General features: G+C 43.7%; 20 protein-coding genes. 12 read left to right on the forward strand and 8 right to left on the reverse strand.

The annotated features are described in order from the left end of the window. Genes ACMXYU_RS08650 through ACMXYU_RS08670 form a run of 5 tightly spaced genes read left to right on the forward strand, consistent with a single transcriptional unit; the run spans position 1 to position 5,402 of the window. Entirely contained in the window at positions 1 to 633 is a 633-nt protein-coding gene (locus tag ACMXYU_RS08650; RefSeq protein WP_415881336.1) for a TorD/DmsD family molecular chaperone, read from the forward strand. A gap of 51 nt (positions 634 to 684) precedes the next feature. Then, positions 685 to 888 carry a hypothetical protein gene (locus tag ACMXYU_RS08655; RefSeq protein ID WP_415881337.1) on the forward strand — a complete coding sequence of 68 codons (204 nt, stop codon included), beginning with the start codon at positions 685 to 687 and terminating at the stop codon, positions 886 to 888. Between the two features lie 20 nt (positions 889 to 908). Then, the gene (locus ACMXYU_RS08660; RefSeq protein WP_415894601.1) at positions 909 to 3,773 is read left to right on the forward strand and encodes a molybdopterin-dependent oxidoreductase; all 2,865 of its coding nucleotides are present in this window, start codon (positions 909 to 911) and stop codon (positions 3,771 to 3,773) included. A 13-nt stretch (positions 3,774 to 3,786) separates the two neighbouring features. Then, complete coding sequence (fdh3B, locus tag ACMXYU_RS08665; protein WP_415881339.1) at positions 3,787 to 4,392, forward strand: formate dehydrogenase FDH3 subunit beta; 606 nt, start codon at positions 3,787 to 3,789, stop codon at positions 4,390 to 4,392. 56 nt (positions 4,393 to 4,448) lie between these two features. After that, positions 4,449 to 5,402 carry a formate dehydrogenase subunit gamma gene (locus ACMXYU_RS08670; RefSeq protein ID WP_415898324.1) on the forward strand — a complete coding sequence of 318 codons (954 nt, stop codon included), beginning with the start codon at positions 4,449 to 4,451 and terminating at the stop codon, positions 5,400 to 5,402. Positions 5,403 to 5,588: 186 nt separating this feature from the next. On the opposite strand, the gene ACMXYU_RS08675 is transcribed toward ACMXYU_RS08670, so the two are convergent. Further along, a complete protein-coding gene (locus ACMXYU_RS08675; protein WP_415881341.1) occupies positions 5,589 to 6,062 on the reverse strand; it encodes an Lrp/AsnC family transcriptional regulator in 474 nt (157 codons plus the stop codon). A gap of 146 nt (positions 6,063 to 6,208) precedes the next feature. On the opposite strand from ACMXYU_RS08675, the gene ACMXYU_RS08680 reads away from it, so the two are divergent. Together ACMXYU_RS08680 and rarD are read left to right on the forward strand one after the other, a co-directional pair. Continuing rightward, a complete protein-coding gene (locus tag ACMXYU_RS08680; protein ID WP_415898325.1) occupies positions 6,209 to 7,219 on the forward strand; it encodes a hypothetical protein in 1,011 nt (336 codons plus the stop codon). Between the two features lie 9 nt (positions 7,220 to 7,228). Continuing rightward, on the forward strand, positions 7,229 to 8,167 hold the full coding sequence (gene rarD, locus ACMXYU_RS08685; protein ID WP_415898326.1) for an EamA family transporter RarD: 939 nt from the start codon (positions 7,229 to 7,231) through the stop codon (positions 8,165 to 8,167). A 28-nt stretch (positions 8,168 to 8,195) separates the two neighbouring features. On the opposite strand, the gene ACMXYU_RS08690 is transcribed toward rarD, so the two are convergent. Then, positions 8,196 to 8,702: a YqhA family protein gene (locus ACMXYU_RS08690; protein ID WP_415898327.1), complete on the reverse strand. Its 507-nt coding sequence runs from the start codon at positions 8,700 to 8,702 to the stop codon at positions 8,196 to 8,198. Positions 8,703 to 8,942: 240 nt separating this feature from the next. Here ACMXYU_RS08690 and ACMXYU_RS08695 point away from each other — a divergent pair, with 240 nt between their 5' ends. Further along, on the forward strand, positions 8,943 to 9,743 hold the full coding sequence (locus tag ACMXYU_RS08695; RefSeq protein ID WP_415898329.1) for an ion transporter: 801 nt from the start codon (positions 8,943 to 8,945) through the stop codon (positions 9,741 to 9,743). Between the two features lie 53 nt (positions 9,744 to 9,796). Here the strand turns inward: ACMXYU_RS08695 and ACMXYU_RS08700 are convergent, their stop codons facing one another. Genes ACMXYU_RS08700 through ACMXYU_RS08710 form a run of 3 tightly spaced genes read right to left on the reverse strand, consistent with a single transcriptional unit; the run spans position 9,797 to position 11,060 of the window. Continuing rightward, positions 9,797 to 9,994 carry a hypothetical protein gene (locus tag ACMXYU_RS08700; RefSeq protein WP_415898330.1) on the reverse strand — a complete coding sequence of 66 codons (198 nt, stop codon included), beginning with the start codon at positions 9,992 to 9,994 and terminating at the stop codon, positions 9,797 to 9,799. A 26-nt stretch (positions 9,995 to 10,020) separates the two neighbouring features. Beyond that, positions 10,021 to 10,662 (reverse strand): glutathione S-transferase, encoded by a 642-nt coding sequence (locus ACMXYU_RS08705; RefSeq protein ID WP_415898332.1) that lies wholly within the window; start codon positions 10,660 to 10,662, stop codon positions 10,021 to 10,023. An 8-nt stretch (positions 10,663 to 10,670) separates the two neighbouring features. Then, positions 10,671 to 11,060: a YkgJ family cysteine cluster protein gene (locus ACMXYU_RS08710; RefSeq protein WP_415881348.1), complete on the reverse strand. Its 390-nt coding sequence runs from the start codon at positions 11,058 to 11,060 to the stop codon at positions 10,671 to 10,673. An 88-nt stretch (positions 11,061 to 11,148) separates the two neighbouring features. Between ACMXYU_RS08710 and ACMXYU_RS08715 the strand changes: the two genes are divergently transcribed. The 4 genes from ACMXYU_RS08715 (at position 11,149) to ACMXYU_RS08730 (ending at position 15,471) form a co-directional block, all read left to right on the forward strand. Next, positions 11,149 to 11,919 carry a biotin/lipoate A/B protein ligase family protein gene (locus tag ACMXYU_RS08715; protein WP_415898333.1) on the forward strand — a complete coding sequence of 257 codons (771 nt, stop codon included), beginning with the start codon at positions 11,149 to 11,151 and terminating at the stop codon, positions 11,917 to 11,919. 179 nt (positions 11,920 to 12,098) lie between these two features. Next, entirely contained in the window at positions 12,099 to 13,499 is a 1,401-nt protein-coding gene (locus ACMXYU_RS08720) for an FAD-binding oxidoreductase (RefSeq protein ID WP_415898334.1), read from the forward strand. A 10-nt stretch (positions 13,500 to 13,509) separates the two neighbouring features. Continuing rightward, on the forward strand, positions 13,510 to 15,045 hold the full coding sequence (locus ACMXYU_RS08725) for a transglycosylase SLT domain-containing protein (protein WP_415898335.1): 1,536 nt from the start codon (positions 13,510 to 13,512) through the stop codon (positions 15,043 to 15,045). A 33-nt stretch (positions 15,046 to 15,078) separates the two neighbouring features. After that, positions 15,079 to 15,471, forward strand: a complete 393-nt coding sequence (locus ACMXYU_RS08730) for a hypothetical protein (protein WP_415898336.1) — start codon at positions 15,079 to 15,081, stop codon at positions 15,469 to 15,471. 15 nt (positions 15,472 to 15,486) lie between these two features. Here the strand turns inward: ACMXYU_RS08730 and ACMXYU_RS08735 are convergent, their stop codons facing one another. From ACMXYU_RS08735 to ACMXYU_RS08745, 3 genes are all read right to left on the reverse strand, one after another. Next, positions 15,487 to 15,915: a hypothetical protein gene (locus ACMXYU_RS08735; protein ID WP_415898337.1), complete on the reverse strand. Its 429-nt coding sequence runs from the start codon at positions 15,913 to 15,915 to the stop codon at positions 15,487 to 15,489. Between the two features lie 11 nt (positions 15,916 to 15,926). Beyond that, positions 15,927 to 16,223, reverse strand: coding sequence for a hypothetical protein (locus tag ACMXYU_RS08740; protein ID WP_415898338.1), 297 nt, complete (start codon positions 16,221 to 16,223; stop codon positions 15,927 to 15,929). 236 nt (positions 16,224 to 16,459) lie between these two features. Then, the gene (locus tag ACMXYU_RS08745; RefSeq protein ID WP_415898339.1) at positions 16,460 to 17,980 is read right to left on the reverse strand and encodes an aldehyde dehydrogenase family protein; all 1,521 of its coding nucleotides are present in this window, start codon (positions 17,978 to 17,980) and stop codon (positions 16,460 to 16,462) included. Positions 17,981 to 18,251: the final 271 nt, after the last annotated feature.

The following is an 18,251-nucleotide window of genomic DNA, read 5'->3' on the forward strand; positions in this document are numbered from 1 at the left end:
ATGACTAACATGATCAATGCAGCCCCTGCTCTACAAGAAACAGATGAGCTTCGCGCAGACATTTACGCACTACTAGCAACAATGCTACGCAAACAGCCTGAAGCTGACCTACTTGCTTGGTTAAAAGAGCTTGAATCAGATCAGGATGAAGACACACCAATGGCTCGAGCTTGGAGCACCCTTGCTCTAGCTGCGAAACACTCTGAGCCATCTCAACTAGAAGATGAATACACCCAACTATTCATCGGTGTAGGACGTGGTGAGTTAATGCCGTTTGCGTGCTGGTACTTAACCGGCTCCCTAATGGAAAAACCACTAGCTTTCCTACGTGAAGATCTTGAAATTCTTGGTTTTGAACGCCAAGAAAACGTGAAAGAACCAGAAGACCACATTGCGGCGCTATGTGAAGTGATGAGCATGCTGATCCGCACAGGTCGTGGTTATGAAGTACAACACCAGTTTTGGCAGAAACATATCCAAACCTGGGCAGAAAAGTTTTTTACAGATTTGCAGAGCGCAAAAACTGCCGTTTTTTATACTGCGGTTGGCTTGTTAGGTCATGCGTTTATGCAACAGGAAGATAACTGGTACCTGCAGTTATCACCTGCCGCACGTGAGGGCGGAAAACAATAAAAACAGGGCAAAGACAGACAAAATCTGTCGACGTTGATGCGGAGAAACAAAATGAGCCAGCAAGAAAAGCCTAACACAGGCCGCCGCGGCTTCTTGAAGAAACTTGGATTAGCGGGTACTGCCGCTGGTGCAGTTGCCGTAGCAGGCACAGCACAAGCAAAAGTTACTACTGCTGAATCAGGTGAGAAACAGGAAGGTTCCGGTTACAAAGAAACTGAGCACGTTCGTAACTTTTACGAAACTTGTCGTAACTGATAGCCGCAAGAGGTGAGGAAATGAGACTAACGAAAAAATCCGATCAGCCTGCGGCTCCGTCGAAGGCAACCGGTCTAGGTTTGAGCCGCCGTCGCTTCCTGAAGAACTCAGGTGTAGCAGCGGGTGGTGTTGCGACTGCAGGTATCATGGCACCAGGCATGATGAAGCAAGCTGAAGCTGCGACTGTAGCTCCAGGCGCACCTACAGAAGTAAAACGTACTATCTGTTCACACTGCTCTGTAGGTTGCGGTGTTTACGCTGAAGTACAAAATGGTGTTTGGACTGGTCAAGAGCCAGCATTCGACCACCCATTCAACGCAGGTGCACACTGTGCTAAAGGTGCAGCCCTACGTGAGCACGGTCACGGTGACCGTCGTTTGAAATACCCAATGAAGCTTGTTGATGGCAAATGGAAGAAAATCTCCTGGGAAGACGCTATCAACGAAGTTGGTGACAAAATGCTACAGGTTCGTAAAGAATCTGGCCCAGATTCAGTTTACTGGTTGGGTTCGGCTAAATTCAGCAACGAACAAGCTTACTTATTCCGTAAATACGCAGCAATGTGGGGTACTAACAACGTAGACCACCAAGCGCGTATCTGTCACTCAACAACTGTAGCCGGTGTAGCAAACACTTGGGGTTACGGTGCGATGACAAACTCATTCAACGATATCCACTTCGCAAAATCTATTTTGCTAATTGGTTCTAACCCAGCTGAAGCTCACCCTGTTTCTCTACAGCACATCTTCCGTGCTAAAGAGCGCAACAAGGCGCACATCATCTGTGTTGACCCTCGTTTCACTCGTACAGCAGCTCATGCGAACGAATACATCCGCATTCGCCCAGGCTCTGACGTTGCGTTCATCTGGGGCCTACTGTGGCACATCTTTGAGAACGGTTGGGAAGACAAGCAGTTTATCCAACAGCGCGTATACGGCATGGACGAAGTTCGTGCAGAAGTGAAAAACTGGACACCAGAAGAAGTTGAAAGTGTTACTGGTGTTAAAGAAGCACAAATGCGCCGCGCCGCTAAAGAGCTAGCTGAAAACCGTCCAGGTACTGTTATCTGGTGTATGGGTGGTACTCAGCATACTACGGGTAACAACAATACTCGTGCTTACTGCATCTTGATGCTTGCCCTAGGTAACATGGGTACATCTGGTGGCGGTACTAACATCTTCCGTGGCCACGATAACGTACAGGGTGCTACTGACCTTGGCGTACTATCTCACACACTACCTGGTTACTACGGTCTTTCCGACGGTGCTTGGAAGCACTGGTCAAAAGTTTGGGACGTAGATTTCGAGTGGATGCAAAGCCGCTTCGACCAGAAAGTTCACCGCAAACTGAAACCTATGAACAACAAAGGTATTCCAGTTTCTCGTTGGATTGACGGTGTTCTAGAAGACAAAAACTTGATGGATCAGAACGATAACGTTCGCGTTATGGTTGCTTGGGGTCACGCTGTGAACTCCCAGACTCGTGGTCCAGAAATGAAAAAAGCGATCGAAAAACTAGATACGCTAGTAATCGTTGATCCGTATCCAACTCATGCTGCGGTAATGTCTGATCGTAAAGACGGTGTTTACCTGATCCCAGCATGTACTCAGTTCGAGACTTACGGTTCTGTTACAGCTTCTAACCGTTCCCTACAGTGGCGTGACCAGGTTATCGAGCCTCTATTCGAATCTAAGCCTGACCACGAAATCATGTACTTGTTTGCTAAGAAGTTCGGTTTCGAGAAGCAACTGTTCAAAAACATCGCTATCCAAAACGGCCAGCCTGTAGTTGAAGACATCACGCGTGAATTCAACAAAGGCATGTGGACTATCGGTTACACAGGTCAGAGCCCTGAGCGTCTTAAACTACACCAGAAAAACTGGCACACGTTTAACTACGACACGCTTGCAGGTGAAGGCGGTCCAGCTAATGGCGAATACTATGGTATGCCATGGCCATGCTGGGGTACTGCTGAGCAGGGTCACCCAGGCACACCAATCCTTTATGATACAAGCAAATCTGTAGCTGAAGGTGGTTTGACCTTCCGTGCACGTTTCGGTGTTGAACGTGACGGCGTTAACCTACTAGCTGAAGGTTCTTTCGGTAAAGGTTCTGACATTAAAGACGGTTACCCAGAATTCACTGACAAACTTCTTAAGAAGCTTGGCTGGTGGGATGACCTGACTGCTGAAGAGAAGAAGCTGGCTGAAGGCAAAAACTGGAAGACTGACCTTTCTGGTGGTATTCAGCGTGTTGCTATCGCTCACGGCTGTTCTCCATTCGGTAACGCGAAAGCACGTGCTGTTGTTTGGACATTCCCAGACAAAGTACCTCTACACCGTGAACCGCTATACACGACTCGTCGTGACCTAGTAAGCAAGTACCCAACTTGGGATGACTCTGAGTCCATGTACCGTCTACCGACTATGTACAAGTCTATTCAGGACAAAGATCTTTCTAAAGAGTACCCAATCATTCTTACTTCCGGCCGACTGGTTGAGTATGAAGGTGGTGGTGAAGAGACGCGTTCTAACCCATGGCTTGCTGAACTACAACAAGACATGTTCGTTGAAGTACACCCTGCTGATGCAAATACTCTTGGCTTTAAAGATGGCGAAGATGTATGGGTAGAAGGTGCTGAAGGCGGTAAAGTTCTTGTTAAAGCACTTGTTACACGCCGTGTAGAACAAGGCGTTGCATTCATGCCATTCCACTTCGGTGGTAAGTTCCAGGGTAAAGATCTAACTGATAAGTACCCAGAAGGTGCAGCACCTTATGTAGTGGGTGAAGCAGCTAACACTGCTACCACTTACGGTTATGACCCAGTTACACAGATGCAGGAAACTAAAGTTACCTTGTGTCGCGTTCAGAAAGCTACTGCGTAAGGAGTAACAGACAATGGCTAGAATGAAATTCCTCTGTGACTCCAAGCGTTGTATCGAATGCAACGGCTGTGTTACAGCATGTAAAAACGCAAATGAAGTGGAATGGGGTATCAACCGTCGCCGCGTTGTAACGATCAACGATGGTGAACCGGGTGAAACTTCGATCTCCGTAGCATGTATGCATTGTTCTGATGCTCCATGTATGGCGGTCTGCCCTACTGACTGTTTCTATCAGACAGACGACGGCATCGTATTGCATAACAAAGACCTATGTATTGGTTGTGGTTACTGCTTATACGCTTGCCCATTTGGTGCACCACAGTTCCCTAGCGACGCTGCTTTCGGTGAGCGTGGCAAGATGGACAAATGTACATTCTGTGCAGGCGGCCCAGAAGAGGACAACAGCCCTGAAGAGAAAGCTAAATACGGTGCTAACCGTATTGCTGAGGGTAAACTGCCACTATGTGCAGAGATGTGCTCTACAAAAGCCCTACTTGCTGGTGATGCCAACGACGTTTCTGACATCTTCCGTGAGCGTGTGATCTACCGTGGTCACAACGACGGTGCTTGGTCTATGACAGAAGAAGATCTGTCTTACGACGCAACTCAGAAAGTCTGATAAACCCAACAGGTTGCTGGGAGTTCGCTCCCGGCACATTGACTAGAGGGGACATTATGCTCCGCTTTATATTGCCATCTCGAATTGTTTTGCTTATTGCGCTCCTTTTTTCAGGCTTTGCTCAAGCAGTACCTTCAGATGCCAAAGTTGCTGGCTTTGCTGGCGCTGACTATTGGCAGGTTGTGAAGGAAGCTGAAGAAGGTCGCACTCAAGTTCAAGCTCGAGAAGCAGGTCAATTGATCAATGTGAAAGGCGAAGAATGGCGCCACTGGCGTAACCAATGGGTTACACCTGCAGGTGCTTATGCTATTGGCGGTACGCTCGCTGTTCTAGCAATTTTCTACCTAATCGTTGGTCAGAAAAAACTTGATCACCCGCGTTCTGGTCAGCTTATTGAGCGGTGGAAACGTCTAGATCGAGCAAACCATTGGACTGTGGCTATCCTGTTTATCATCTTAGCAATCTCTGGTTTGAGCATCCTTTACGGGAAGTTCTTCTTAAGAGCAGCAATGGGTGATTCGTTGTGGGCAAGCTACATTATGCTTTGCAAGCTAGCGCATAACTACTTAGGTCCGATCTTTGTAATCGGCCTATTGTTTATGATTGTTCGCTGGATCAAACATAACTTCTTTAACCGAACAGACCTAATCTGGTTCCTAAAAGGTGGCGGCATTATCGGCAAAGCCCACCCTAGTGCTGGATACATGAATGGCGGTGAAAAAGTTTGGTTCTGGCTTCTAACAATCGTTGGTATCGTTGTTTGCGGTAGTGGCTTGGTTTTGGATTTCCAAAACTTCGGTCAAGTTCGTGAAACTATGCAGATTGCCAACTTACTACATGCTGCTGGTTCTTTGATTCTGATTGTTGGTTCTTTTGGTCACATCTATATCGGTACTGTAGGTACTGAAGGTGCACTAGAAGGAATGAAGACAGGTTACGTTGACGAAACCTGGGCTAAACAACATCACGACCTATGGTACGAAGAGGTTAAAGCTAAACAAGATAGCTAATATCTGTTTGCTTAATATCTCTTACCCGGTGCCTTTTATTCGATGATATAGATCTCAATAAAAGGCACATCACTATCTTCACCATAACGTTTGTACATACCCTGACAAACGTGCTTCTTTTGCCGGCTTACCTAAGCCGGCTTTTTTGTTTAACACCTCTCGCTCAATACCCTCTTCTGTAAGAACTTAAAGATGATCTACATCTACTTCTGTCGTGAACTTGTTTCTACGTAATGAGATTAACGAGCGAAATTTTCTAAGATTCGGATCACTGGCTAAGTCACGACGAGCAAACGCCTCGTATGCTTCCATATCCGGCACCATAATAACCAATACAAAATCGATATCACCCGTCACTTGGTAACACTGAGTAACCTCTGTGGCGTCCTGCATTTTTCGCATAAACATGTCGTGAACATCGATAGAGTCTCTTATCATCTCTACCTCTACGATGATATTCAGCACCTTACCTAAAGCCCTCGGGTTTACTATGGCCACATCGGCCATAATGATGCCCTGCTCACGTAACTGTTTAACCCTTCGCAAACATGCTGGCGGAGACAAACCTACCTCCTCAGCCAGTGCTTGGTTACTTATTCGATTATCCACCTGTAGACATTTAAGAATATGACGATCAATACGATCTAATTGAACATCCATTAGATTCCACTCATTAACTTTTTTTTTGAATTAAATTAGAAAATAACCGTAAAAACAAAATTTTTATTAACTAATAGGATAGTTTTTCTAATTTTATTTTCACAAGCTTAATTAAAATAGCTAATTCAATCTACTGAAGCATAACCATGATGATTAAGCCAGTAAGTACACATGACCTATTAACCAAAACACTGCCCGATCTTGGTCGGGAGATCTATGCTGTCTGCTTACTGCTATTCAAGCTAACCATACCTATCATCATTGCTGTGAAGATTTTGGAAGAGATTGGTGCCATTCCTTACATCAGCGCTGTATTAGAACCACTGATGCTGTTTGTTGGACTGCCTGAATCTATGGGGATCGTCTGGGCAACAACCATGTTGACCAATATCTATGCAGGCTTAGTAATTTTCTTTCAGGCAGCACCTCAAGAGAACCTCACTGTTGCCCAAGTTACAGTTCTGGGCACTATGCTCCTTGTAGCTCACGGACTACCGCTGGAATTACGAATCACTCAAAAAGCAGGTATGCGTCTTATATTCGCCCTGCTTTTGCGTTTTGTGGGCGCGCTTGTATTAGGCGCTCTACTTAATCTGACCTATTCTGCCGGCGACTGGCTTAACACACCAGTCGAGCTTTTGTGGCAACCTGAAGCTACTGATCCAAGCCTGATTAACTGGGTACTCACCCAGCTACAAAGCCTTGCTATGATCGTGGTAATAGTCACAGCACTGCTCACACTTCTAAAGCTTCTCCGCTGGCTACACATAGAACGCTTAATGATTTGGCTGTTACAACCTTTTTTAAGGCTAATGGGCATCAGTAAGAAAGCTACATCTCTTGCGATCGTCGGCGTGACCCTTGGATTGTCGTTTGGCGGTGGTTTACTTATCCGTGAAGCAGAAAGTGGCAATGTTAGCCCTAAAGACTGCTTTTCAGCGCTTTGCTTACTTAGTCTGTGCCACAGTTTAATCGAAGACACCTTACTCATCATGACTATGGGGGCTGACCTTTCTGGAATTCTTTGGGCTAGGCTGATTTTCAGCATTCTAGTCATCAGCTTGCTAACCCGATTAGTCTCTTTAACCAGTGATAGTTTTCAGCAACGTTTTCTGTTTAGAGACGTATCACTCCCTAACATCCAAAGCCCAAAATAGTAATTTGATATGCAAAATCTGAGTGCCAATGAGCACCAAAAAGGTATCTATTATGCCGTCGCCGCTTTTGTTATGTGGGGGCTTGTACCGGTTTATTTTAAAGCAGTTGATGACGTACCTGCATTCGAAGTCTTAGCACATCGAGTTGTTTGGTCTGTAGTTTTTCTGGGGCTTTTCCTCTTACTTAAAGGTAAGCTGAGTGAGCTTACTACGCTTAGAAACTCCCCTAAAATCTTGCTCAGCCTCGGCCTATCAGCATTAGTTATTTCTATTAATTGGCTAGTATTTATATGGGCGGTCTCCGAACAAAGGATTGTTGAAACAACCCTAGGTTATTTTATTAACCCATTGATAAATATAGTTTTTGGATTCTTTATATTTTCGGAAAGACTTCGTTTCTTACAAATGATCGCGGTTGCCATTGCCGCTGTAGCAGTGCTTTACCAAATCATTTTAATTGGTGAATTACCCTGGGTAGCTCTGACGCTAGCGACCAGCTTTTCTATCTATAGTGTCTTAAGAAAGAAGATCCCGATAGACTCAATTACAGGCCTATTAGTTGAGACTCTATGGCTGTTTCCAATGGCCTTGGTTTATATGCTTTGGCTTAGTTCACAAAGTAATTTTGTACTGCTAAACGGCTCTAAAGATATACAAATTCTACTGCTAGCTGCAGGGCTAGTAACTAGCTTACCTTTGATAGCGTTTGCGGCAGGCGCAAGAAGATTAAGTCTTACAATGGTTGGCCTATTCCAATACATCGGGCCAAGCATCGCATTTCTTATTGCTGTGTTTTATTACAACGAACCTATGGACCAAAATCGGCTCATTACGTTTGTAATGATCTGGATTGCTTTGGCGATATTTAGTGTGGAAGGCGTGCTCGTGCAACGACGCAAAAAGCAGGATGTGCTAACGCCTACAACAGCAGAGAATACTCAAGGCTAGGACAACGCCTAACCTTGGTGAATGTGTTCTATTTAGCTTGCTTGTCTTTCATTTTGGCATTAGTTAAGAACAAAGCTAAACCGAGTAAAGCCACTGATGCTGCATACATAAGAAGATCTGACGGTTCTGATATTTCCATCTCTGTACTTAAAGATAGAAACTTAACAATCAACATCATGATGACCATAGCGCCCAATTTACCTTTGAGCTGATCAATACTCTCAATAACCAGCAACTTTGGCCGTTGACTACTCCCCCCCTCAACATTCATCTTACTGATAAAGATTTCGTAGATACCAAAACTAAACATCAACATCACGCCGGCCATCAAAGCCTGATCAATGATTTCTATAAGGATCATTAGTAGCTCAGTCCGCGCATTCAAACCAATTCCTTCAGAGAACGCTACTTGCGCTAAGTGAACAAAGTCATATATCACAAAGCCCACCAGCAACAATGCACCAGCCATTACAGAAAAAACGGTCAAAAGCATAATCCATCTCAATGACCATAATCCTTGCTCAACCTTTCTCATCACCTAACTCCTTTTTTAAGGTGTAATACTGAAAATTTGCGCAAGTATTTCACATGATAATTGAATTAAAAACGCTCCTTCAGGACTGTTTTTATAATCCAACTGCCTGATAAATATGATGCTTATAGCATGACCTAATGACTTATAAAAGAACGACATTTTTTTCACTAAAAGATCTATTCAACCTTGCCAAACAACAGTAAAGTTCACGCTGAATTATTTACTCGAGTTTAGGTCACCATGAGCACGCTAACCCTTCAGGACAAATTCTTTAAACTCCGCAACAATCGCATATTTGAATTTTTTGTTGTTGCAGTCATTATCTTTTCTGCCTTGGTTATTGGCGCAAAGACCTACGACATTCCTGATCATGTATTAACGTTTATAAGCTGGCTTGATACAGGCATCACTCTATTCTTCCTGGTTGAGATAACGGTACGCTTTATCGGTGAACCGGATAAGAAGAACTTCTTCAAGAACCCTTGGAACGTCTTTGACACAATCATCGTCGTCGTTAGCTTAATTCCGATCCAAGACAGTGAAATGGCACTGATCGGTCGACTGATCCGTATCTTCCGTGTATTACGAATGGTATCTATGGTGCCAGAGCTACGCTTGCTCCTTAACTCTCTGATTAAGGCCCTTCCGCAGCTTGGTTACGTTATCCTGTTGATGTTCATCATCTTCTATATCTATGCAGCAATCGGTGCTTCATTCTTTGCCCATATCAACCCGACACTTTGGGGAGACATCTCAATCTCGATGCTCACTCTATTTAGGGTGATGACATTCGAAGATTGGACGGATGTTATGTATGAAACCATGGCAGTGTATTCATTTAGTTGGATTTTCTACTTAACCTTCATCTTCCTAACTACATTTGCCTTCCTAAACATGGTTATCGGTATCGTTGTAAATGTTATGGAAAATGAGCACGCAGAAGAAGCCAAAGAGAAAGCATTGGCAGATGGCGATTTAACCATCGAAGACCTTTCTAAGCAGATCGAAGAGCTAAAGCAGCTCATTAAAGAGAAACAGTAAAACTACAAGGGGAGCCATTTGGCTCCCCTTTTACTTAAAGCATACAATTGAGGTTAATTTTCCGTACTTTGTTTACGAAAGGCACACGCCCCGTCAACTAGCTTATCTTGCAGTAATAGGTCCTTACACGCTTCACACCATGCTTTATTGTCAGGGTCGCATAATGTCGATACCGCCTGACCAAGATTTTCAGCTTTTTCTTCAGCGGTCGTAGGCTTTAGTTTGTTTTTTCGTTTATAACTTAGGGTCATAGCATCCTTGTCCATCTCGTGGGTATCTATTCTGGAAACACGATTAACTCTTGTGATTCTTTCCATGGTTTATATTTCTTCATAACACTAAGAAAGAGATCTGATTCTTTAAAATCTAATAACCAACTTTGCACATGCGGATAATCTGAAGCATTAAACCAATCAAGATCTACATGCGCGAACTGTCTAATGAATGGTAAAAGCGCATAATCAGCTAACGATTTCCCACCAGCTAGTAGAGTTCCTCTATTCTGATTTAAGAGCTCTTCTAGTTGAACCAACCATAACTCACATTTGTTACGGTAATAGGTCTGCGAGTGCTCTGGGTGTCGATCAGAGTATTTATACTTATCTAACCAGCCTTTAAACTCATTATCATTTTCCTGGATCAATTGATCTACCTGGTTACGATCCGCTTCAAGCCAATCGTCACTATCATTCTGGGCCAAAGCCCAATACATGATATCCAAACTTTCATCAATCACTGTACCATCAGGAAGCAATAATACAGGCACCGTGCCTTTAGGTGAGATTTCCAGCATATGTTCGGGTTTATCTCGAAGCACGATCTCTCTGAGCTCTACTTCAGCACCAGATTGCGCAATGGCTAAGCGCCCTCGAATGGCATAGGGGCAACGACGAAATGAATATAGGATTGGTCGATTCATATTCTGATCTATTTTGGCTGATAAGCACAGAAACCCGGCTTAGGACCCACCTTAGGGTGATTTCTACATGTATCAGGACGTTGCAGATAGATAGTACACAGTCTCGTTTTTTGATCTAGATAGATACAATCATCATTAGCATAGCGCGATAGGGTGTAAATCTCTGATTTATGATTAAAGTGCCCTACCACACCCTCTTTCATCAAACGCTTCGCTAAACGCTTCGCTGGCTCACCTGCCTCGAACTCATCCACTACACCCATTCTTACTAAATCACTAAAGCGAACCTCTACAGGCAAACTACAGCAAGTACCTCTGCAAGAATCGCAGTGACTACTCTTATACTTTACCCAAGTGCTCAAGTTATCTACATTGGCTGCTGGAATTGTTTTGTTCATTTAGATTCTTCAGCGTGCTATAAATTTGAGGGCGATCATAGCATCATCAAATGCATGAACAACCCCTAATTTTTTATTCGGAGCTTTAATGTCTGAAACCAGTTTTACAGATATTTTCACCCAACAAAAAAGATGGCGAATCATAGATGAGCCAATCTGCTGCAACCCTATACAAGCTCTTGAACAAGATTTCGCCTTATTAAAAGAGGTCGCACAAACTAAACGGGGAGCAACCGCACGCATTTGGGAAACAACCCAATGCCTAGTTGCCACTAGGAAGGAAACTCGATTTCCAAACTTTGATCAAGCCTGCCAACAGCTTGAACAAGAGCATTGGCCCGTTATCGTCCGTGATAGTGGCGGCACCGCAGTTCCTCTGCAACAAGGCATTATCAACCTAGCCATAATATTTCCGCAGCGTACAGATCAGGCTTTTGATTTAGATTTGGTCTATATCGCCTTATGTGAACCTATTAAACGTGCACTATCCCAGATCGGACTCAATGCAGAATATGGCAGCACAGAAGGCTCTTATTGTGATGGCCGTTACAATCTCAATGTAGGCGGGCTCAAGATTACTGGTACAGCACAAAAAATCATGTTGTCACCACCTAACAACAAAAACATTAAACAAGGAGTGCTTGCCCAAGCGATGCTGATGGTAGATGTTGATGCTGAAAATGGCACTCATTGGGTTAATCGCTTTTACCAACTAGCCGGAAATGATCGTCGCTTTAAACCTGAGGTCGCAACTAGTCTTATTAACCTTGTTGACACTGCACAACTACCTGAAGAATTTACTGCCTTCATTAGATCGCTGATTATCGAAGAGTTAAAAAAACTAACCTTGTCACGCTAATTTAACAATCTCACGCAATAATAGGCAGCGTTCACGGACACGAGCTGCCGGGCAAAGGAAAGCCCAACTCTCTAAATTTGGCATGCATACCTAAATACTTATCATCCTAATAGCTTGTTCTTATTGATAATTTATTGCTTTAATGTAGTGACAACAATAAAAATACGAGCTGATGACCTATGCGTGCGCATAAACATTATTCTCAAGCTGATCTAAAGAAAGTTATCACTGAATTAGCCACTACATTTAGTGATCGAATCGACCTATCTAAACCTGTATGTGAACAGCATGGTCAAGGCGAAGATAGCTATGGCTGTATCGCGCCCGATGCGGTTGTCTACCCTTTCAGTAATGAAGAAGTAGCTCAGGTCGTCAAGCTCTGCAATCAATATAAGATTCCAGTCATTCCCTTTGGCGTTGGCTCTTCTGTTGAAGGCCATCTACTCGCCGTCAACGGTGGCATATCAATCGATCTATCAGAAATGGATCAGGTAATAGAAATCAATGCCGCGGATATGGATTGTCGCGTTCAAGCAGGTGTAACAAGGGAAGCGCTCAATCTAGCCTTGCGCTATGACGGCTTATTTTTCCCAGTTGATCCTGGTGCTAATGCGAGTATTGGCGGTATGGCTGCAACACAAGCCTCAGGCACTAATGCCGTACGTTATGGCACCATGCTAGATGCCGTTATCGGTTTAACTGTGATTACACCTGAAGGCGAAATTATAAAAACAGGCACACGTAGCCGAAAAAGTTCAGCTGGTTACAACTTAACGCAATTGCTAGTAGGCTCCGAAGGCACCTTAGGCGTTATCACAGAGATTCAACTTCGCCTTCACCCTATTCCCGAAGTTATTCGCTCAGCCGTATGCAACTTTAAAACCGTTGCTGATGCTACTGATACTGTTATCAATGCTATGCAGCTCTCTATTCCCCTTGCCCGAATAGAGCTACTTAACAAGGCCCAAATGGAAGCTTGCATTGAGTTTTCTCAGCTAAATGAACTTGCTGCAGCACCGACCCTATTTATTGAGTTTCACGGCTCTAAAGCCAAGATCGAAGAAGACATTACGCTCCTAAAAGATATCTGCAATGAATTCGGTGGTAGTGAATTTATTTGGGCTGAAAACACCGAAGATCGCAACCGGCTTTGGCAAGCACGACACAATGCTTACAATGCGGCTCATCAGATTATTCCTAATGGTAAGGTACTTACGACCGATGTATGTGTTCCAATTTCAGCTCTAGCTAGAAGCATCTTACAAGCCGAAACAGATGCTGAGTTAAGTAACTTACCCTGCCCAATCGTTGGCCATGTTGGTGACGGTAACTACCACGTATTAATTGTTTTCGATCCAGAAAATCACAACCAACATCAAGCCGCTAAAACACTCGCAGAAAGGATAGTCAATAACGCCCTAGCACTAGGCGGTACCTGTACTGGTGAACACGGAATCGGCTTTGGTAAAAAACAGTATCTTCTTAATGAGCATGAAACTTCGATAAACAGCATGAAGCTTGTTAAGCGGGCTTTAGATCCCAACAACATTATGAACCCCGGCAAGGTAATTGACTTGTGAGGCAAAAGCATTGATCAAACAAATACTTTTCTACAGCTCCCTGCTCACATGCTCATACCTAATCACTGGCTGTGACAGCTCCGAAAATCAAAGCCTTACCCCTCATCAAACCACAACCACTCATCCAACAAATTCTACTACTCCCCATCAAGCACAACCATCAACAGAGCTGATTCCTGAAGGCATCCTTTCTACTGATAAGCTAGAGCCTTTCTGGGGCGATCTTGATGAAATGAAAGATCGAAAGCTGATCAGAGCCTTAGTCACGTATAGTAAGACCGACTTTTTCATTCATAACGGCAAGATCAAAGGACTACAAGCCGAACTGCTACAAAACTACGAAAACCATATAAATAAAGGGATTAAGAAAGAGATAGACAAAACAAAGATTGTCTATATTCCTGTTACCTTTGATCAACTAATCCCCTCTCTTGTCGAATGCAAAGGCGACATCAGTGCAGCGCTACTAACCGCGACAAACGAAAGAAAAAAGTTAATAGATTTCACAAAGAGTAAATATTCAGAAGTATCCGAAGTTATTATCAGGCACAAAACCGCACCAAAAATTGATTCATTAGAAGACCTTGCAGGAAAGACTATTCTCGTTCTGAAAGGAAGCAGCTACGCAGAGCACCTGCATCGATTAAATAAACAAGCCGTATTTAAAGAAAATTCCATCCATATAATTGAGGCTGATAGCACCTTACTTAGCGAGGATATTTTAGAGATCGTAAATGCGGGTATTTATAACTACACCATCATTGATGATTACAAAGCCAGACTCTGGCTTAAAGCTCTAACCAATTTAGAGATAGCTGAACAAATTAGTTTGAGCAAAAAGAACAGTCTGGGCTGGGGAGTTAGAAAACAGACGCCTCTTCTTCAGGACAGCCTGAATGAATTCATCCATTCGAACGTTCAGAAAGGCTCTCTTCTCGGCAATATCTTAATCAAACGCTACCTAGGTTCAACTAAGCGAATAACAAATCCCCTACTCGATTTGGAACGCGACCGCTTAATTCGCTTACTACCTCATTTTGAAAAATACGCAGAAAAGTACCAATTAGATCCTCTTGCATTGGCAGCACAGGCTTATCAGGAATCCCAACTCAAACAGGACACAAAAAGCCATAAGGGCGCAGTCGGAGTAATGCAGTTACTGCCTTCAACTGCAGCCGATCCAAATGTGAATATCAAAGAGATACACAAGGTAGATAACAATATACATGCGGGTGCAAAGTATATGGATTTCCTATCTCGACACTATTTACCCTCTGAAGAGATCACGCCTATCAATCGCTTTCTCTTAAGCTTAGCCGCCTACAACGCTGGTCCTGGCAATCTACGAAAAATGCAAAAACTAACGACTAAAATGGGATTAGATCCAAACGTGTGGTTTGGAAATGTTGAGATCGCAGCAGGCAGGATTATTGGACAAGAAACAGTACATTATGTTTCTAGCATATATAAATATTACACGATCTATAATTTATCCAAACTTATCTATACCGAAAGGGTCCATACTCTTCAGCAATACGTAAAATAGCAATTGGAAGATAAAACAGAAAGGGACAGGCTAATGAAAAAGATAATCACGGGCTTTTGTTTAATTGCCTTAGGTGGATGCTACAGCATACCAAGAACCTTACCCGCAGATAGCTATTTGATAGATACAAGAATGGGGCTGATGTGCCATGTTACCGAGTGCTATTACCTTGATCTAATTGGTAGCTCATCCGACGAGCTCACAGTCGCAAAAGCATATGGCCTACCCGTTAAAACATACACATGGTCAACAGAACAGTTTGTCGAACTGATGCTCAACCCTCCAGAACAGCTTTATAAAGCCGAAAAGCTTTCTAATCATGAATTCCAGATACCCAATAACGCAGCGACGACAGCGGCCTTCAAGGTACTAGACGATGAAGACCTACTAATCTATCGTATTGGAGGTAATAGCAAAGGTTTGTAGATTATTAAACGATAATTATGGCTTTTCTAACCAAATACGCCATGTAGTAGATCCATTAACACGCAGATAATATTCGCCGACTTCTTCGATCAAGTAAGTATCTTCACCACCTCCACCTATGTGGAGGTTTTGAACGATATTATCTTCACTATCGTGCAACGCTAATACAAAGATGGCACCGTCACTCTGAAACCTTAATTGGGTAGGCTCAGAGATCTTAAAGATCTCCGTTTTAGCTGTACGCTTACCTGCAAAATTTGGCTTCTTTGCACTCAGCGCTTTTAAATCTAAATTATCGTAACACTCCAAACGCCTATCTGGCTGTACTATAGCCCTGCATTGTTCAAATGCCGTATTCACATCAGCAGAAGCAGAAGAAGATAAAGATGCTGCTAGCAAGCCAGTGGACACAAGAGCCAATATAGAGCACTTCTTAACAAACATAATAAGAAATCCTAATTCTGTTGCAGTAAGCGGAGATGATCATAAGACTTAGCTTTCGTTTGCAGCTTACAGCTACGCTCATCCTCTGAGTCATCACACAAAACCTTCACGCCATCTGGGTAATGACTCAGGTTTTTACATTGTGCAATAAACAATAGACCACCACTTTCGGTCTCATTACGCACTAAGCTCTGTTCGACACAATCAGACTTCATCATTATGAGCCGTTTTACTTGATAGTCTTTTACAGAGGCAAAAGCACTCACAGAGACAAAACTTAAAATAAGGATAGATAAAGTATTACGCACGAAAACCTCCCTTTAAATCAGAGTGTTAAATAATCTTAACATCTAAAAATTAATTTCAGGGGTTTCGGGAAATGAGACAGACCTAAAGTACCAATTATACTAACACCCTAAGTCTAGGCAGAATTAAGACATAAAAAAGCGGCCCTCAAAGGGGCCGCAATAAACGCAAGAAGCTACATGAAATAGCTTGCTTGAGAGCTAGCAATGTTCAGATGCCAGCTCTCGTGGACTTCCGATTAGAAGAAGCCTAGAGGACTTTCGCTGTAGCTAACCAACATATTCTTAGTTTGCTGGTAGTGTTCAAGAATCATCTTGTGAGTCTCACGACCTACACCAGATTTCTTGTAACCGCCGAACGCAGCGTGTGCTGGGTATAGGTGGTAGCAGTTCATCCATACTCGACCAGCCTGAATGCCACGACCCATGCGGTAAGCAACGTTAGTGTCACGTGACCATACGCCTGCACCTAGACCGAACTCAGTGTCGTTCGCGATAGCTAGTGCTTCTGCTTCATCTTTAAATGTAGTTACAGAAACTACTGGGCCGAAGATCTCTTCTTGGAAAACGCGCATGTCGTTTGTACCTTTTAGAAGAGTTGGCTTGATGTAGTAACCGCTACCGAAATCACCGTCTAGTTTTTCGATACCGCCGCCCGCTAGTACTTCAGCACCTTCGTCACGACCAATGTCGATGTAACCTAGGATCTTGTCGAACTGCTCTTGAGAAGCCTGCGCACCAACCATTGTTTCAGTATCTAGTGGGTTACCACGTTTGATCTGACCCATACGCTCAACAACTTTAGCAAGGAACTCATCAGCAATATCTTCTTGAACTAGAAGACGAGAAGGACAAGTACATACTTCACCTTGGTTGAAGAATGCTAGTACCGCACCTTCAACTGCTTTGCTTACGAACTCATCGTCCTGAGCCATAACGTCGTTGAAGTAGATGTTTGGAGACTTACCACCTAGCTCTGTAGTAGATGGAATGATGTTCTCTGCAGCACATTTCATGATGTGAGAACCAACTGGAGTAGAACCAGTGAATGCGATCTTAGCGATACGAGTGCTAGATGCTAGAGCCTGACCTGCTTCGCCACCGAAACCGTTTACAACGTTCAGTACGCCTGCTGGTAGAGCTTCTTGGATGCATTCAAGAAGAATAAGGATAGATACTGGAGTCGCTTCAGCTGGCTTCAGTACGATGGAGTTACCTGCTGCTAGTGCTGGAGCAATTTTCCATGCAGCCATTAGTAGCGGGAAGTTCCAAGGGATGATCTGACCAACAACACCTAGTGGCTCGTGGAAGTGGTAAGCAACAGTTGTTTCGTCGATCTCACCGATAGAACCTTCTTGTGCACGGATGCAGCCAGCGAAGTAACGGAAGTGATCTGCCATTAGAGGAACGTCTGCAGCTAGAGTTTCACGAACTGCTTTACCGTTGTCCCAAGTTTCAGATACAGCCAAACGCTCAAGGTTAGCGTCGATTAGCTCAGCACACTTCAGAAGAACGTTCTGACGTTCGATTGGAGAAGTTTTGCCCCAAGACTCTTGTGCAGCGTGAGCAGCGTCCAGTGCCAATTCAATATCTTCAGCAGTGGAACGAGGAATTTCACAAATTGGTTCACCAGTTACAGGCGAGTTATTGGTGAAGTATTCACCTTTAACAGGAGCTACCCACTCACCGTTAATGAAGTTGCCATAACGTTCTTTAAAGGAAACAACTGAACCTTCTGTACCCGGCTTAGCGTAAATCATCTTCTAAGTGCCTCTTTATATTTATCTTACTGCCGTCTCTACTGACAGTTAATTTACTTTACCAACCAATATTAGCTATCCAGCAAGAATTACAGGTATCATCCCTTGGCATTGAAAAATTAATTATTTAGTACTAGTTATCGAGGCCCCACCCCTACGGGCTTTTAGAGATTGAGCCCAGGCCACGCATAAGATCCGACACTAACCCACTGATTAACAAAGACAATTCCAGAACACGCATCTTATTTTTAAAGCTCGCACCCCATATAAA

The organism is Neptuniibacter sp. QD48_11 (assembly GCF_047778095.1).
Taxonomy (GTDB): Bacteria; Pseudomonadota; Gammaproteobacteria; order Pseudomonadales; family Balneatricaceae; genus Neptuniibacter.

Excerpts from the sequence above, each read along its gene's own strand:
- ACMXYU_RS08650 (WP_415881336.1), top strand. The coding sequence starts at position 1 with ATGACTAACATGATCAATGCAGCCCCTGCTCTACAAGAAACAGATGAG.
- ACMXYU_RS08655 (WP_415881337.1), top strand. The coding sequence starts at position 685 with ATGAGCCAGCAAGAAAAGCCTAACACAGGCCGCCGCGGCTTCTTGAAG.
- ACMXYU_RS08660 (WP_415894601.1), top strand. The coding sequence starts at position 909 with ATGAGACTAACGAAAAAATCCGATCAGCCTGCGGCTCCGTCGAAGGCA.
- fdh3B (WP_415881339.1), top strand. The coding sequence starts at position 3,787 with ATGGCTAGAATGAAATTCCTCTGTGACTCCAAGCGTTGTATCGAATGC.
- ACMXYU_RS08670 (WP_415898324.1), top strand. The coding sequence starts at position 4,449 with ATGCTCCGCTTTATATTGCCATCTCGAATTGTTTTGCTTATTGCGCTC.
- ACMXYU_RS08675 (WP_415881341.1), bottom strand. The coding sequence starts at position 6,062 with ATGGATGTTCAATTAGATCGTATTGATCGTCATATTCTTAAATGTCTA.
- ACMXYU_RS08680 (WP_415898325.1), top strand. The coding sequence starts at position 6,209 with ATGATGATTAAGCCAGTAAGTACACATGACCTATTAACCAAAACACTG.
- rarD (WP_415898326.1), top strand. The coding sequence starts at position 7,229 with ATGCAAAATCTGAGTGCCAATGAGCACCAAAAAGGTATCTATTATGCC.
- ACMXYU_RS08690 (WP_415898327.1), bottom strand. The coding sequence starts at position 8,702 with ATGAGAAAGGTTGAGCAAGGATTATGGTCATTGAGATGGATTATGCTT.
- ACMXYU_RS08695 (WP_415898329.1), top strand. The coding sequence starts at position 8,943 with ATGAGCACGCTAACCCTTCAGGACAAATTCTTTAAACTCCGCAACAAT.
- ACMXYU_RS08700 (WP_415898330.1), bottom strand. The coding sequence starts at position 9,994 with ATGACCCTAAGTTATAAACGAAAAAACAAACTAAAGCCTACGACCGCT.
- ACMXYU_RS08705 (WP_415898332.1), bottom strand. The coding sequence starts at position 10,662 with ATGAATCGACCAATCCTATATTCATTTCGTCGTTGCCCCTATGCCATT.
- ACMXYU_RS08710 (WP_415881348.1), bottom strand. The coding sequence starts at position 11,060 with ATGAACAAAACAATTCCAGCAGCCAATGTAGATAACTTGAGCACTTGG.
- ACMXYU_RS08715 (WP_415898333.1), top strand. The coding sequence starts at position 11,149 with ATGTCTGAAACCAGTTTTACAGATATTTTCACCCAACAAAAAAGATGG.
- ACMXYU_RS08720 (WP_415898334.1), top strand. The coding sequence starts at position 12,099 with ATGCGTGCGCATAAACATTATTCTCAAGCTGATCTAAAGAAAGTTATC.
- ACMXYU_RS08730 (WP_415898336.1), top strand. The coding sequence starts at position 15,079 with ATGAAAAAGATAATCACGGGCTTTTGTTTAATTGCCTTAGGTGGATGC.
- ACMXYU_RS08735 (WP_415898337.1), bottom strand. The coding sequence starts at position 15,915 with ATGTTTGTTAAGAAGTGCTCTATATTGGCTCTTGTGTCCACTGGCTTG.
- ACMXYU_RS08745 (WP_415898339.1), bottom strand. The coding sequence starts at position 17,980 with ATGATTTACGCTAAGCCGGGTACAGAAGGTTCAGTTGTTTCCTTTAAA.